The 14,071-nt window shown below is 47.6% G+C and carries 9 protein-coding genes and 1 rRNA gene; all 10 read right to left on the bottom strand.

The window, feature by feature from the left end; translation table 11 throughout:
• Positions 1-299 (bottom strand): 16S ribosomal RNA (locus tag DFP94_RS14240); the annotation flags it as partial.
• A 362-nt stretch (positions 300-661) separates the two neighbouring features.
• The gene (locus DFP94_RS14245) at positions 662-2,140 is read right to left on the bottom strand and encodes an ABC transporter substrate-binding protein (protein WP_114497145.1); all 1,479 of its coding nucleotides are present in this window, start codon (positions 2,138-2,140) and stop codon (positions 662-664) included.
• A gap of 41 nt (positions 2,141-2,181) precedes the next feature.
• Positions 2,182-3,645, bottom strand: a complete 1,464-nt coding sequence (locus tag DFP94_RS14250) for an ABC transporter substrate-binding protein (RefSeq protein ID WP_114497146.1) — start codon at positions 3,643-3,645, stop codon at positions 2,182-2,184.
• Positions 3,646-3,861: 216 nt separating this feature from the next.
• The gene (locus tag DFP94_RS14255; RefSeq protein WP_114497147.1) at positions 3,862-4,728 is read right to left on the bottom strand and encodes a MurR/RpiR family transcriptional regulator; all 867 of its coding nucleotides are present in this window, start codon (positions 4,726-4,728) and stop codon (positions 3,862-3,864) included.
• Positions 4,729-4,774: 46 nt separating this feature from the next.
• On the bottom strand, positions 4,775-5,824 hold the full coding sequence (locus DFP94_RS14260) for a DUF871 domain-containing protein (RefSeq protein ID WP_181873154.1): 1,050 nt from the start codon (positions 5,822-5,824) through the stop codon (positions 4,775-4,777).
• Positions 5,825-5,875: 51 nt separating this feature from the next.
• Positions 5,876-7,336 (bottom strand): PTS transporter subunit EIIC, encoded by a 1,461-nt coding sequence (locus DFP94_RS14265; protein ID WP_181873155.1) that lies wholly within the window; start codon positions 7,334-7,336, stop codon positions 5,876-5,878.
• Between the two features lie 2 nt (positions 7,337-7,338).
• A complete protein-coding gene (gene murQ, locus DFP94_RS14270; protein ID WP_114497150.1) occupies positions 7,339-8,241 on the bottom strand; it encodes an N-acetylmuramic acid 6-phosphate etherase in 903 nt (300 codons plus the stop codon).
• Positions 8,242-8,541: 300 nt separating this feature from the next.
• Positions 8,542-9,903, bottom strand: a complete 1,362-nt coding sequence (locus DFP94_RS14275; protein WP_114497151.1) for a radical SAM/SPASM domain-containing protein — start codon at positions 9,901-9,903, stop codon at positions 8,542-8,544.
• A 221-nt stretch (positions 9,904-10,124) separates the two neighbouring features.
• Positions 10,125-11,468 (bottom strand): ABC transporter substrate-binding protein, encoded by a 1,344-nt coding sequence (locus DFP94_RS14280; protein WP_114497152.1) that lies wholly within the window; start codon positions 11,466-11,468, stop codon positions 10,125-10,127.
• 262 nt (positions 11,469-11,730) lie between these two features.
• Positions 11,731-13,746 carry an NAD-dependent DNA ligase LigA gene (ligA, locus tag DFP94_RS14285; protein ID WP_114497153.1) on the bottom strand — a complete coding sequence of 672 codons (2,016 nt, stop codon included), beginning with the start codon at positions 13,744-13,746 and terminating at the stop codon, positions 11,731-11,733.
• Positions 13,747-14,071 lie beyond the last annotated feature (325 nt).

Raw genomic sequence — 14,071 nt, forward strand, 5'->3', positions numbered from 1 at the left:
CTACGCATCGTCGCCTTGGTGAGCCGTTACCCCACCAACTAGCTAATGCGCCGCAGGCCCATCCGTAAGTGACAGATTGCTCCGTCTTTCATTATTTCTCCATGCGAAGAAATAAATTATCCGGTATTAGCTACCGTTTCCGGTAGTTATCCCAGTCTTACGGGCAGGTTACCTACGTGTTACTCACCCGTCCGCCGCTAACTATCCGGAGAGCAAGCTCTCCATCAAGTCCGCTCGACTTGCATGTATTAGGCACGCCGCCAGCGTTCGTCCTGAGCCAGGATCAAACTCTCCAATAAAGTGAAACCTATTGAAAGCTGATAGCTCATTTTGAATCTGACGATTATAATAATCGTTTAAATTATGACGTGTTCCATTTGTTCAGTTTTCAAAGAACTTGCTTGCTTCTATTCGACTAGAACCTACACGATGTCAATTTTTGTCGAACAGTTATTCATTATAGCAAGGATTCAACTCGGTGTCAACTTCTTTTTTATGGCGCAAGCGATTTAGCAAGCAAACCGTTCGAAGCGACAAGAAATAATTTACCACGCCCAGCCATCAATTGCAATAAGTATATTTTTCTAAATAAAAAAGAACTGATCTTCACGCCGGAGTTCATTCCCCGCCATGAGATCAGTTCTTTGTACCGTGAATAACCTTACTTAGAAGATTCAATCACGATAACGGAACTATCAGAACTTGAGCCCGTTCCAGCTGCTCCTTCACCGCTCGCCGTATCCTCTTTGCCTTTATTGGCCTCTTTATCCTTGATGGCCTTATCGAGCGCGGCCTGGCCTTCCTGTTCGATCGTCAGCAATGCTTCATCAATGGATTTCTTCTTATCCAAGACAAGTGCGAGTTCGCGATCCATAATCGTCTGATACTGCGAATAGAATTCCATAGGGATTTTATCCATCCGCGAAGACATATCCGGCGTAGTTTTCGGTTTCAGCTTATAGAAGACTTCCAGATTGTGCCCGTCGTACTCCGTACTGTAGCCCATCCGGGACAATAACCCGTTGTTCATCGTTCTGGATTTGATCTTTGCATAATCATCCCCGTTAATGAACTTAATGAAATCCCAGGCAGCGTCCGCATTCGGGGATCCCGCTCTGATTCCGAAAACTTCATTGAAGTACACATTCCGCGTCGTTTGAGGATCCGCCGGATCAACCGGTCCCGTAACCATTCCAAGTTCAAACGGCTTGTAATCTTTGAGCGAATTTTTAACGTCTTTTAAATTTTGCAGCAGGTACGGATGACCCGTCGTGATTGCAACCCGGCCCATCAGGAACAATTGGCTCTGGTAATACTCCTCCATCGTTCCGCCCGTGAATCTGCCGTCCTGCTGACTATTCACGGTTTTTGATTCCATAGCATCAAGCGCGAGCTTATAAACTTTTTTCCAGGAATCCGTATTGACCGTAACTTTTTGCGTATCCGGATTGACAGCGGTCAACCCTTCCGCAGAAGCAATCTCCTGGGCCAACATACTAAATGACACTCCATAATCTGTGCCATAGCCGTAAACTCTGGTTTTCTCATCTCCATCGCTTGGGAATCGGCGGGAAAGATCAAGAATATCCTGCCAGGTCATTCCGTCATGAGGCGGCTCGATCCCGTGCTTTTTAAACAAGTCCGCATTATAGAAAACAGCGGAGCCGTTAAAAGTTGGACTTAATCCATATAGCTTTCCTGCCCCTTTTTCTTTAAGCAATTCAATAAGAGCAGGGTAAATTGTATCGATATTATATTTGTCCCGCTCGATTAACGAATCCAGTTCCACCAGTTTTCCTTCGCTAGCCATCTTATCGTAATTATCCGTATCCAGCATCACGATGTCCGGTTGTTCCTTGTCAATAAAATCTCTTAACGCCTTATTATAGTCGACGACCTGCCCATTATTACCGGAGTATATGGATTGGGTACTGACGACTTCAATATCGACATTCGGATATTTCATGGCAAACAAATCACCGTATTGTTGAAAAAAGTAACTCTCATCATAAAACATCACTTTCAGGCTTCGCTGGGTTTCGGTTTCTTTCGCTGGACTACTATTGCAACCGGTAATCAACACCAGCAGGCTGGCCATCGCGGCTAGCGTTAACTTGTGCAGCTTTTTACTTTTTAACATAGGCTCCTCCAGATCATGAAAAATTGTTCTCCCACCACATTTTATTCCGCTGAATCGGATTCAACGGTAACGCTAGTTTCGGCCGCGGCTCCACCCCCTGCGCTCTCATTACCCGAAGCATCGGATTTTTTCTTGTTCGCCTGCTCCTTCACCGCTATATCCAGCTGAGCCTGACCTTCCTGCTCGATCGTGCGCAGCGCTTCGTCTATCGATTTGCTCTTTTTCTGAACGAGATCCATTTCTCTGGAAACAATCGGTTGATACTTTTGGTAAAATTCCCCCGGAATCTTGTCCATGTTCTGGTTACTGTTATCGAACATCGGCTTCAGCTTGTAGAACGGTTCCAGACTGATTCCATCATATTCCTTGGTCGCTCCCATTCGCGACAACACCCCGTCATTCATCGTTCGGGACTTGATTTTGGCATACTCGTCACCGTTAACGAATTTGATGAATTCCCAGGCTGCATCCACATTTGGGGAGTTCGCGCGGATACTCAATATTCTTCCGAAATAAATATCGCGCGTTTGATCCGGCGTTGCCGGATCTACCGGCCCTGCGACAATGCCTAGCTGGAACGGTTTATAATCTTTGATTGCGCTCTTGGCCTGCTTAAAATTCTGTAGGAAATAAGAGCCGTCCATCGTCATGGCCATACGGCCCATCAGAAACGGTTGGCTTTGATAATATTCTTCCATCGACCCGCCTTGAAAGCCGCCGTCTTTCGGACTGTAGATAGCGTTGGATTCCAGCGCATCGAATGCGGTCTTATAAGCTTGTTTCCAGGAATCCGTGTTTAGCGTAACTTTCATCGTATTCGGGTTTATCGCCTGCAATCCTTGTGTTGAAGCGATTCTGGAAGCCAGGTTTTCAAGCGTCATGCCCCCGTATTGCTCCCCGAATCCGTAAATCCGTGTTTTCTCGTCCCCCTCCACCGGGAACCTACGGGCCGTATCGATCAATTCCTGCCAGGTCATCCCGTCATGCGGAACTTCCACTCCATACTTGGCAAATAAATCGGCATTATAGTAAATGGCGTTTCCATAAAAGGATGGAGCGAGCCCGTACAGCTTTCCGCCGGCTCTTTCCTTCAAGAGATCGATCAGGCCGGGAAAAATCGTACTTGTGTCGTACTTGTCCCTGTCAATCAGGGTATCGAGTTCCATAAGCTGACCTTCCGAAGCGAACGAGTCGTAGTTATCCGTATCCAGCATAATGATATCCGGCTGTTCCTTCTCCACAAAATCCTTATAGGCCTTCTTGTAATCTTGTTGCTCCCCGTTATATAAGTTTTGCGTGCTTACAACTTCGATATCGATGTTCGGATACTTCATGGTAAAGAGATCACCGTAGGTCATATAAAAATACCCTTCGTCCCCGAACATGATTTTGAGACTTTGCTGCTCCTTTTGCGACTCCTTGGCCGGCCCTCCGCTACAACCAGCGATCAGCAGTAAGCTGCTGACGACCAGGAGCGACGACTTATGTAACCATTTGAACTTCATTTTTACCCCCTATATTAAACTTTTTAATATGGCTTCCTAGTGGTATAACGTATGTAAGAGATGGAAAGTTACATAATTTTGTTATTGATTTCCACCTTTGGTTTCATAAGAAAATAAGCAAGTGATTGCTAATATGGAAAAAAGCCTCTCCGGACCCCTTTTAGATCCGAAAAGGCTTTTCATTTTGACGAAGCATATCTCGCTTGCGGGACATTCTCAATCGTTTATTTCTTTATTCTTCAACTCATTAATCGCATCGCGGGTCTTTTGAATTTTATCGATCGAAAATTCGATGTTAATTGAAGCATAAACATAGAACAACACATCAATAATGAAAAATTGGCTGTGTTTCGATCCGGTCGCCGCGCTTCTGACCTTGGCCTCCGGAGCCAACGAAGTATACAGATTGAAATCGCTGAGTTCCGATAGTTCGCTCCTCCCGAATCCGGTGAAGCTGATCGTCACGAGTTCGTTCTTTTTGGCAAACTTCATTAACTGCAGCACTTCCTTGGTAGCGGCACTGTAAGATATGCCTATAAAAGCACTCCCTTGGGGTGCATTGGCCATGCTCATGGTCAAGACATGCATGTCCGAAAAAGCATAAGCATTCTTGCCCAGGCGCAGCCACTTCTGCGCTATATCTTCCGCCACCAGGGCGGAAGCCCCTACGCCATAAGCGAAAATCGCCGGGGCGTCGTGGAGGCTGCGCGCCACCTTCTCGATCACGCCGATATCAAGCAAACCCACCGTATCCCTTAGCGATTGCACCGCATTAGATAAAATCTTGTCGACCAGATCGGCGGTGTTCTCGTTTTTGTTCAAATCGTAATACCCTGTCTTTTGGTCCTTGGCCAAATCCGCCGATAGAGCCACTTTCAGTTCCGGAAAACCTTTTAAACCCATGGAACGGCAAAAGCGGACAACCGAAGCGCTACTGGAAAGAGAACGGGTAGCCATTTCCTGCACGGACATAAATACGACCTCATCCGGAACGGCAAGCACAAATCGCGCTACCTTTTGCTCGGATTGCGTTAATTTCGGCATCACATTCTCGATTCGTGATAATATTTGACCAACACCCACGTTAACGCCTCCAAATCAATCTCTGAACCTACTCAATACTACTATATTATGCCTGATGATGTTCCCTGGCAAGAAAACGAAAAGGGTGGCCGCTCTTTTGCAAAAACGGCAGCAGCGGAAAATCTTCCTCGGTTACATAACCGATCACGTTCACCCGTTCATCACGCGGAAGAGGATTCAGAACAATCTGGAATTCGCCTTTGTAACGCTTGTATTTGTCATTATCCAGAGTCAAAGCACCGAGGGGCCGCTCTACACAGTGGGCGGGCTCGATCTCTCCTTTGAAATGTCTTCGCGCATCCTCCGAGCGGATCACATCCCGTGCGATATCCGGCCGGTTATGATGGATTTCATCCCAGACATGGGACGGCCGTTGATCGCGGACACCGAGCAGCACAACTCCTTCATTCCATGAAATAAACTGCTGCATCGTCCAATCGCTGACCGACAAATCTCCGATTACCACCAGATCCACGTCACCCTGGTATTGCAGTTCCAGGTAATTGGCAAAAGGCGATTGATGGCGATGTTGTTCCAAGGTAGGCAATCCCTCATACAAAGGCCCTCTTAGGCTTCCGTCGCCCGGAATAAAGGCACCTACTTTTAGTCCCTGAGACCTCAACCACTCATTCTGGGCTTTGAACGTGTTCCATTCAAGTCCTGTCTCCGGTCGGGGGTAGTAATTATGCCAGGCTTCCAGAGCCGAAAAGTCGGCGCCCAGCCTTTTCAGATCATCCAGAAAGAATTGATCGATCGTGCTTGCATTGAGAGAAACCTGCCAATCACGGGTAAGTTCCGCGACCTCCGCATTTTCCATCCCATTATCGATTCTCAGCCCCGTAACGCCGCATTGCTTCAATTGGACAAGTGAGAAGTTCTCAAACGTTCGCGGAGAAACATCGACCATCAGCATCATATGATGCTCAGCCGCAAACCCGCCGATCTCTTTCAATGGTTCAAGTAAATTGTCGGGGTCTTCCTCCGGAATCTGTAAGGAAGTAAAAATCGTATCGAAACCATGCTGGCGCATTAGCGTCAAATAAGCCAAAGACTCCTCGATGCTTTGTTCCGTCAACGAGACAAGTACGCCGCCCATTCTCATCCACTCCTTTTAACTCATTCTAATTTTTGTAGTTGTCCGGTTTCATTAAGCAACTTCTTTAGGCAGTCTGGCTTCCTTCGGCACGCCGAACAGATAGGTGCATAGAAAGCCGAAAAAGTAGGCGGTGAGCAGTCCGAGAAGATAAATCCACCATTTGCCGTCCGCGATCAGCAGGAGCATCTCCAGGCCGGTCGCACCGATAGCAATCGCACCGACATTGCCGAAATACCCGATCACCGCACCGCCAAAGGCAGCACCCAGACAGGCCGTTACAAAAGGCTTACCGAGAGGAAGCGTAACCCCGTAGATCAGCGGCTCCCCGATGCCCATTACACCAACCGGTAAGGCGCCTTTGATAATGTTCGTAAGCGGTTTGTTCTTATAGCAGCGGACCCAAAGCGCGAGGGCCGCGCCAACTTGTCCGGCTCCCGCCATCGCCAGAATCGGAAGCAGAACAGTCACGCCCGTCTGGTTAATAAGCTCGATATGGATCGGCGTCATGATATGATGCAGTCCCAGCATAACCATGACCAGCCAAATCCCGCCAAGCACGAATCCGGCCAAGGCTCCACCGACGGAGAGAATCCAGTTGACGGCGATCAACAGGTTGCTGGCGACAAAGCCTGCAAAAGGCATGATCAGGAAAATGGTCAACAACCCCGTAACCAATACGCTCAATAGCGAAGTCACAATCAGGTCAATAGAGTCCGGCATGATTTTATGCAGCTTTTTCTCAATAATAGACAATATCCATACGGCCAAAACGACACCGATAATTCCGCCCTGTCCGGCGATGAGCGGCTCTCCGGTAAACAGGTTCATGATCGGAAGCTCGGGCTTCATCCCCGTAAGCAGCGTTGCGCCACCGATCAATCCGCCCAGAGATGGGCTTGCCCCGAATTCTCTGGCCGAGTTGATCCCCACAAAAATCGCCATGTAGGAGAATACGCCGTTCTTGATGACGTTCAGGATCAGATTGAATTGAAGCCAGCCGTCTCCGGCCAGGTAGCCGGCCGTAATAAAATTGGAGATTACGGCGGTAATTCCAGCCAACAGACCGGCCGCCACAAAGGCGGGTGCCAACGGAATAAAAATATGCGAAATTGATTTCAAGAAATTTTTAATCGGAGTATCATTGCGTTTTTTATATTTTTCCTTATTTTCGGCAGCTACTCTGGCTGCCTCTTTTTTGTTGTCGCCCAGGTCGTTGGCCGTGCCTTGGGGAGCTGCATTCATAGGAATGGGCTCGCCCATCTCAACTCCGCTGATCTCCGCGATTTCCTTGGCGACCTTGCCTACCAGCCCGGGGCCGACAATCACTTGAAGAGTGGATTCAACGATCACTCCAAGGACGCCCGGCACCTTCTTCAACTTTTCGATATTGGCCGTCTCTTCGTCGCGCAGCGTGAGACGGACGCGCGTCATACAATGGGTAACCAGCTCTACGTTTTGGATGCCGCCGATGGTATCCAGAATTTCTAAGGCCAACTCTTTTTCTTTTGCCATGGTCATATCCCCTTTTCTGTTTGTATGGCCCGTCGTATGAATCCTTCCGACTCCGCCAGCTTCAGCTGTGCTTCCTCATATTCCAGGCCTGTAAGCAACATAACTACTGCCTGTTTCACTTGATGGTGGCTTCTTTCGTAGTAATCGGAAGCGGTTTCAAGATCGCATCCCGTAATCTCCCGGATCATGGATTTGGCTCTGATCACCAGCTTCTCGTTCGTCGGCTGAACGTCCACCATCAGATTGCTGTAAACTTTCCCGATCCCGATCATGGCCGCCGTTGAAATCATATTGAGCACCATTTTCTGAGCCGTTCCGGCTTTCAGACGCGTCGACCCTGTCAATACCTCGGGACCGGTAATAATTTCAATCGGATACTTGGCATATTTGCTGATCTCGGCGTCTTTGTTGCAAGACAGACTGGCCGTTGAAGCTCCGACCCGGGCGGCATATTGAAGCCCGCCAATGACGTAAGGCGTGCGTCCGCTGGCCGCGATTCCCAGGACCGTATCCTTAGCGCTTAGATTCAGTTTTTTCAAATCAGCCTCGCCTTGTTCGAGCGAATCCTCCGCACCTTCCACCGCTAACCGGATAGCCGTTTCGCCGCCTGCGATAACGCCTTGAACCATGTTCGGATCCGTACCGAACGTAGGAACGCATTCGACGGCATCCATAATTCCCATCCGACCGCTCGTACCGGCCCCTGTATAAATAAGTCGTCCTCCCCGTTTGAAACTTTCGATGACGCATCGGGTCACCTTTTCGATATCCTGCAATTGCTCCCTAATCGCCAAAGATACCTTGGCATCTTCCTCCTGCATCAACTCCAGGACCGATATCGTTGACAGTTGATCCAAATCCAGCGTACGGTCATTTCTTGTTTCCGTAATCAAGTTATCCAGCAACTATATCCCTCCCTTATCTCTATCTGCCCACAGTGTACACCATCAGAAATAAAATTACAATAATATTTTGTTTTTATGTAATAATGTTTCAAAAGATGATAGGTTTATTTCATCACAAAAAAAGTCCCCAAACCGGATCATTTCCGGTTTGAAGACTTTTTAGTCGAGATAACTTAGCTCAAATTTCCTGGAACCGACTTGGAGACGCGGCCCGTTTTAACCAGAGCAGCTTGTGCTGCGGAACGGATTACTTTCACTTCATATCACCTCCTTAATAAATGGCGTATCAGTCGTTGAGTTTCAGTTGGAATACACCGCTTCATCCGCTTCATTTTGCAGCCAGATCGTTCGTAGGGCCTGTTTGATTTGGCGTTTTTCGTAAGAGCACGGGCGCTGTCCGGTGCGCATGCGGAATAATGGACAATGATTTCCTTGACAAGCCGGACGGAAGAAACAAGCCTGGCAGTTCTCATCGCTCTCCTCGCCGGAGGTCGTCCAAAGCGCCAGCTTGTCGTAATCAAGATCCAACGTGCCGTCCTGTTGAATCACACCGAGCCGGTTATTGTCCTGCTCCAAAGCGACGGAGCATTTGTACAACAAACCGTCGGAACCGACGACAAGGGAATTCGGCTTTGCGGCATAGCACACGGCACCGGTCGGAAGCAACGTATCCGAAATAAAAGAACTGACGGTAAGTCCGGTAGCAATGGCCTGTTCATTGAACTTCCAAATTTTAACATCCTTGATTCGCTCGTCGCACACCGGCAGGTTCAGATCATTCTCGCCACCCATGCAGCCGACGGGACGGAAGTACACTTTAAACCGTGGATCATCCCCAAACAATTCATGCAATACGGGAATGAACTGTTGGACGGCTTCCAGGTTGCTGTTGTCAAAGTTAACTCGGACATTGATCTCAAAAGGACGTTCCACTTCTTTCAGGGACAGCAAGTTGTTTATGATCGTCCGGTAAGTTCCCCCGCCGCCATGAAGTCCACGGCGGGTATCATGCACCCGCTCGTCACCATCCAACGTCACCATAAATCGCTCGACATGCAAATCCAGCATCTGCTCAAAACGGTCCTTGGTCAGATAATAACCATTGGTTGACATTTCGGCCCCATATGTCGCACCGCTCTGCTCGCAAGACGCCATGAACGACCGGGACAGCCGTTCAATGATGTGCGGGACGAGCAACGGCTCGCCGCCATGCCAGCTGATCGTCAGCCGATTCAGCGTTCCGGCTCGTTCTTTCATATACGCTTCCAAGCCTGCGACGACTTCCTGAGTCATCGATGCCCGCGGAAAATGTTCATAGCAATAATTGCAGCGGAAATTGCACGCTTCGGTAACAAGGAGAACCAGGTGCATCGTATCCTGGGCATGCATCGATTGATGGAGGAACATGGCCCGGCGGAGTTCATCCGTATCGGCACCGACGAGAAACCCATGCTCGATCAGCCCGGCGAACAAGGGTGGAACCGGATCCGGAACAGGTGCACCAGGCCGCAGCCACTCCAACACTAGGCTTCGCTCTTCAGCCGAAAATGAGGCGATCGCGCCGGTGTAGCTGTTGTACAGCACCAGGCCACCCACATCATCCCCGCTCTGCGCATTAAACCGCGAGGGTTTCCACTGTAACTGCAATGCTTCATGATTCATTCGGTATTCCCATCTTTCATGTTCAATGTGGTTTCGCAAGCATCGGAAAGCAAGGCTTCCCGATGGCTCTTTCCCATGATGAGAGCAAGACGGGAATGCTTCAATGATTTGAGTCACTTTTCGGAAAATAGCCTGACGGCAAAAAACTCCGGGCTGCGGTATGAAATCAATCGCAAGCCCGGAGTTTCAGATTAAAATTAAAGAGCATACTAACGAGTGCCTCAATTTTTTAATTCCTCATTTATGGTTAATTGAAGTTCATTTTCGATTGCCTCCAATGCTTCCTGAATAGACATATTTTTATTATAAATCTCAGTCATATATTTTTTGGATGACTCGTCTATTTTTGATAACACTTTTTTAGGAAGCTTTCTCAATTTATTGGTCAAGTTGCTATTCACATGAAGAACTTTATAAAAAGCCAGCATTTGAGGGTCCGAATTTTCAATAGTATTCTCTCGTACAGGAAGTTCATAAGGGTTTATTCTCTGGATTAATTTGGCATAGCTATCACCGTTTATATAGCTAATAAATTCCCATGACTCTTTTATTTGTGCGGATGAAGAATTTATAGAAAAGATTTCATTTATATCGATCATATTCCCGGTATCCGGATACTCTGAACTTACAGGATAAGAAACCACCCCCCACTCAAGATTTTTATATTTATCGTTATTAATCATAAGTTTGTATAATGTTGAGTCATCGATTGCCATTGCAATATTTCCAGCCAGAAATGGATAGCTCTGAATATCCATATTACTATTGTTTGTAATTACATTACCTTGATTTGTATCTTTTGCTTCATAACAAGATTTCGTCTCAACGCATTGAACTACGTTATCAAAAATATTATTCCATGCCTCGGTGTTTAAAGTAAAAGTATTGTTGTTATATAATGTCACTCCACTACCTTCACCAATACTTAACCCGAACAAAAATGAATTTGCCATATCCTTATGATAAAATCCGTAAACAGGTGTATTGTTATTATTTAAGGATTTAGGGAATCGTTGCGCCAGTTCAAAAATATCATCCCAAGTCATTAAATCGGTCGGTTCTGGAATATTATTATCAGCAAACAATTTTTTATTGTAATAAATTGCTTTACCCGTAAAGGTAGGAGTGAGCCCAAACAAATCATTTTGATTATCCTGTAGAAACTCAATAACACTTGGAGTATAGGTCGACAAGTCTAAATTGTCCCTTTTTATAAATGGGTTTAATGGTTCTAATAATCTCTTTTCTCTTAAGTAATCATAGAATTCCATATTAAGTGACACGACATCGGGTGATTCATTTATTATGATTCTCTCGATCGCTTGATTTAAATCTTCTCCAGGTTTCAAATACTCTGGAATTAAAATAGTTTCTAAATCGAAATTAGGATGTGTAGCAAGAAAAACATTTCCGTAACGCTCAAAAAATTCCTTTTCATTCCAAGTCAATACCTTAATTAAGATGGGTTTATTCGATTCTGGGGTCTCCTTATTTATACAACCGTTTAAGTTAATCAGAACTAGAATTATGGTCATAATTAGAAGTAGGGCTTTTCTTTTTAACATATGATTTATTCCATACCTCTCATAAAATATTAAGGGTCACCAAGGTGAAACTTCCAGTTGTTAAATGACTTATGGATATAAAGGAGTTGAAGCGCAGTAATCAAAATATAGAGCAATAATAGTAATTATATTCCTAATATTACCACATAAAGGTATCTAGAGTTATAAAAAAAGAAGATACAATCTCCTCAAATATGAAGACCATACCTTCTGCCCAACAAATATTCAATTAACTCAAAATGTTTGATCTTACTTGTCCTTGTTATTTTCCATCCAGCAGCCCGATAAACTCGTCTTCATCCTCGATCACGGGAATGCCCAGTTCCTTGGCTTTGGTCAGCTTGCTCCCCGCCTTCTCTCCCGCAATGACCAGATCCGTCTTCTTCGAGACGCTGCCGGTGACCTTGGCGCCGAGCGCTTCCAGCCGCTCCGTCGCTTCGTCGCGGCCAAGCTGGTGCAGGGTGCCGGTCAGCACGACCGTTTTGCCGGAGAAGAAAGAATCCGTCACCGGGGCAGCCGCTGCCTCCGGCGCTTTGGCTTCCACGCCGAGGGAGAGCATTTTTTGGATGCCGGCCTGCATGAACGGATCGGCGAAGAACGAAACGATGCTTTCGGCCACAATGCCACCGATATCCGGCAAGGAGGTCAGTTCCTCGACGGTGGCGGACATGATCGCGGACAAGTCGCAGAAATGGTCGGCCAACACTTTCGTCGTCGACTTGCCGGTGTTCGGAATGCCGAGCGCAAACAGGAACGATGCCAGATCGCGCCCTTTGCTCTGCTGAATGGCCTGGAGCAGGTTGTTGGCTTTTTTCTCCCCGAACCGGTCCAGCTTGATCAGGTCTTCAAACGACAAGGTGTAGAGTTCTGCCGGCTCGCGTACGTTCAACTCATCATGAAGCTGTTCCGCCGTTTTCTCGCTGAACGTCTCGATGTCCATCGCGTCACGGGATGCAAAATGCGTAATCCGGCTGACGATTTGCGGCTTACAATCGAGCCGGTTGTTGCAGAATAGATGCGCGCCGCGCTGCTCCAAAGGAAAACCGCACGCCGGGCAATTTTCGGGATAAAGGATCTCGCCGCCGTCCTGCTCTTCGGTGACTTTGCCGAGAATTTCCGGAATAACGTCATTGGAGCGGCGAATGAATACGCGAGTGCCGAGCGCAAACTTCAAGTTTTTGCGTTCAATGTCTCCGACATTGTTCAGTGTGCAGTTTTGTACGGTTACCCCGGCCAATTCTACCGACTCCACCTTGGCTAGCGGGGTGATTTTGCCGGTCCGGCCCACGTTCCAGGATACCGATTCGAGAATCGTCGTCGTCTCCTCGGCTTCGAACTTGAACGCAACCGCCCAGCGCGGGAATTTGTCGGTATACCCAAGCGCTTCCCGAATGCGCATATCGGTAATTTTGATAACTGCCCCGTCAATTAAATAATCCAGCGAAGCGCGCTGCTCCACGATGGAGTGAAGAACTTCCATCACCTTGTCAAAGCTATCGTGATAAGTCACATAAGGATTCACCTTAAAACGGTTCTCTTTAAGAAAAGCCATCATCTCTTGATGATTGCCAAACTGAACGCCATCGGAGTATCCCACATTATAGAAAAATGCGCTTAGCTTTCGCTCTGCCGTCGTACGCGGATTCAGATTGCGAAGTGCCCCTGCTGCGGCGTTACGGGCATTTTTGAGCGGTTCGGCAGCAATTTCGTTGTACTTGGCCAGAACGGACAAATTCATGATGCCTTCGCCTTGCACTTCGATCGTGCCGTCGCTGTACGGGATCGTAAGCGGCACGGATTTGATCGTTTTGACCTGAGCAAGAATTCCCTCGCCAACAGCGCCGTTTCCCCGCGTGGATGCCTGAACCAGTTTGCCATCGGTATACGTAAGGTTCAGCGTGAGGCCGTCGAATTTAAGCTCCACTACATAAGTGGGCTCAGGCAACGGATTGTCGGAATTTTTGCTGTTGTAATCCGTGATTAATCTTTGCACCCGGTTGTTCCAATTGATCAACTGCTCCTCGTTCTGCGCTTTGTCGAGGCTCCACAGCGGTGCGAGATGCCGGTGAGGCTTGAAGCCTTGCAGCAGTTCCCCGCCTACCCGCAGCGTAGGGGAGTCGGGCAGCTGGACGCCGGCTGCGGCCTCCAAAGCGACCAATTCGTCGTACAGCACATCATACTCTTTGTCGCTAACAAGCGGCTGGTCCAAGGTATAGTAATGGTAACTGTACTGGTTTAACTGCTCTACAAGCTGTTCCATTCTTTGCATTGCATCCATGCGGGGACAACCCTCCTTAATATGTATGGAAACGGGGGAAGCCGCCGGAGTTATTAGGGAATCCTTGGACTTTCTAAACTCCCGAGGCCCCGTGGGCTCTTCCGTTTCCGGTTCAACTTTCATTTCCCTGTCTCCGCCTATGCATTGCTATGCGAGGAGCCACATTTGTCCTTGTCGGGTGGAAAATAACGAGGAAATGTCTTTCAAAAGGTGGACACTCCTCCATTCGAAAGATACTCTCTCTTCAATTTCCAAAACACTGCATATTGTACGTTTAAGTCGTTAGAATGCCCAAATATTGATAAATACTCTTTGACGGGCGTAA

The sequence above is a fragment of the Fontibacillus phaseoli genome, from assembly GCF_003337355.1.
Taxonomy (GTDB): Bacteria; Bacillota; Bacilli; order Paenibacillales; family Paenibacillaceae; genus Fontibacillus; species Fontibacillus phaseoli.

Excerpts from the sequence above, each read along its gene's own strand:
- DFP94_RS14245 (WP_114497145.1), bottom strand. The coding sequence starts at position 2,140 with ATGTTAAAAAGTAAAAAGCTGCACAAGTTAACGCTAGCCGCGATGGCC.
- DFP94_RS14250 (WP_114497146.1), bottom strand. The coding sequence starts at position 3,645 with ATGAAGTTCAAATGGTTACATAAGTCGTCGCTCCTGGTCGTCAGCAGC.
- DFP94_RS14260 (WP_181873154.1), bottom strand. The coding sequence starts at position 5,824 with ATGGGCGGCGTACTTGTCTCGTTGACGGAACAAAGCATCGAGGAGTCT.
- DFP94_RS14265 (WP_181873155.1), bottom strand. The coding sequence starts at position 7,336 with ATGGCAAAAGAAAAAGAGTTGGCCTTAGAAATTCTGGATACCATCGGC.
- DFP94_RS14275 (WP_114497151.1), bottom strand. The coding sequence starts at position 9,903 with ATGAATCATGAAGCATTGCAGTTACAGTGGAAACCCTCGCGGTTTAAT.
- DFP94_RS14280 (WP_114497152.1), bottom strand. The coding sequence starts at position 11,468 with ATGTTAAAAAGAAAAGCCCTACTTCTAATTATGACCATAATTCTAGTT.
- ligA (WP_114497153.1), bottom strand. The coding sequence starts at position 13,746 with ATGGATGCAATGCAAAGAATGGAACAGCTTGTAGAGCAGTTAAACCAG.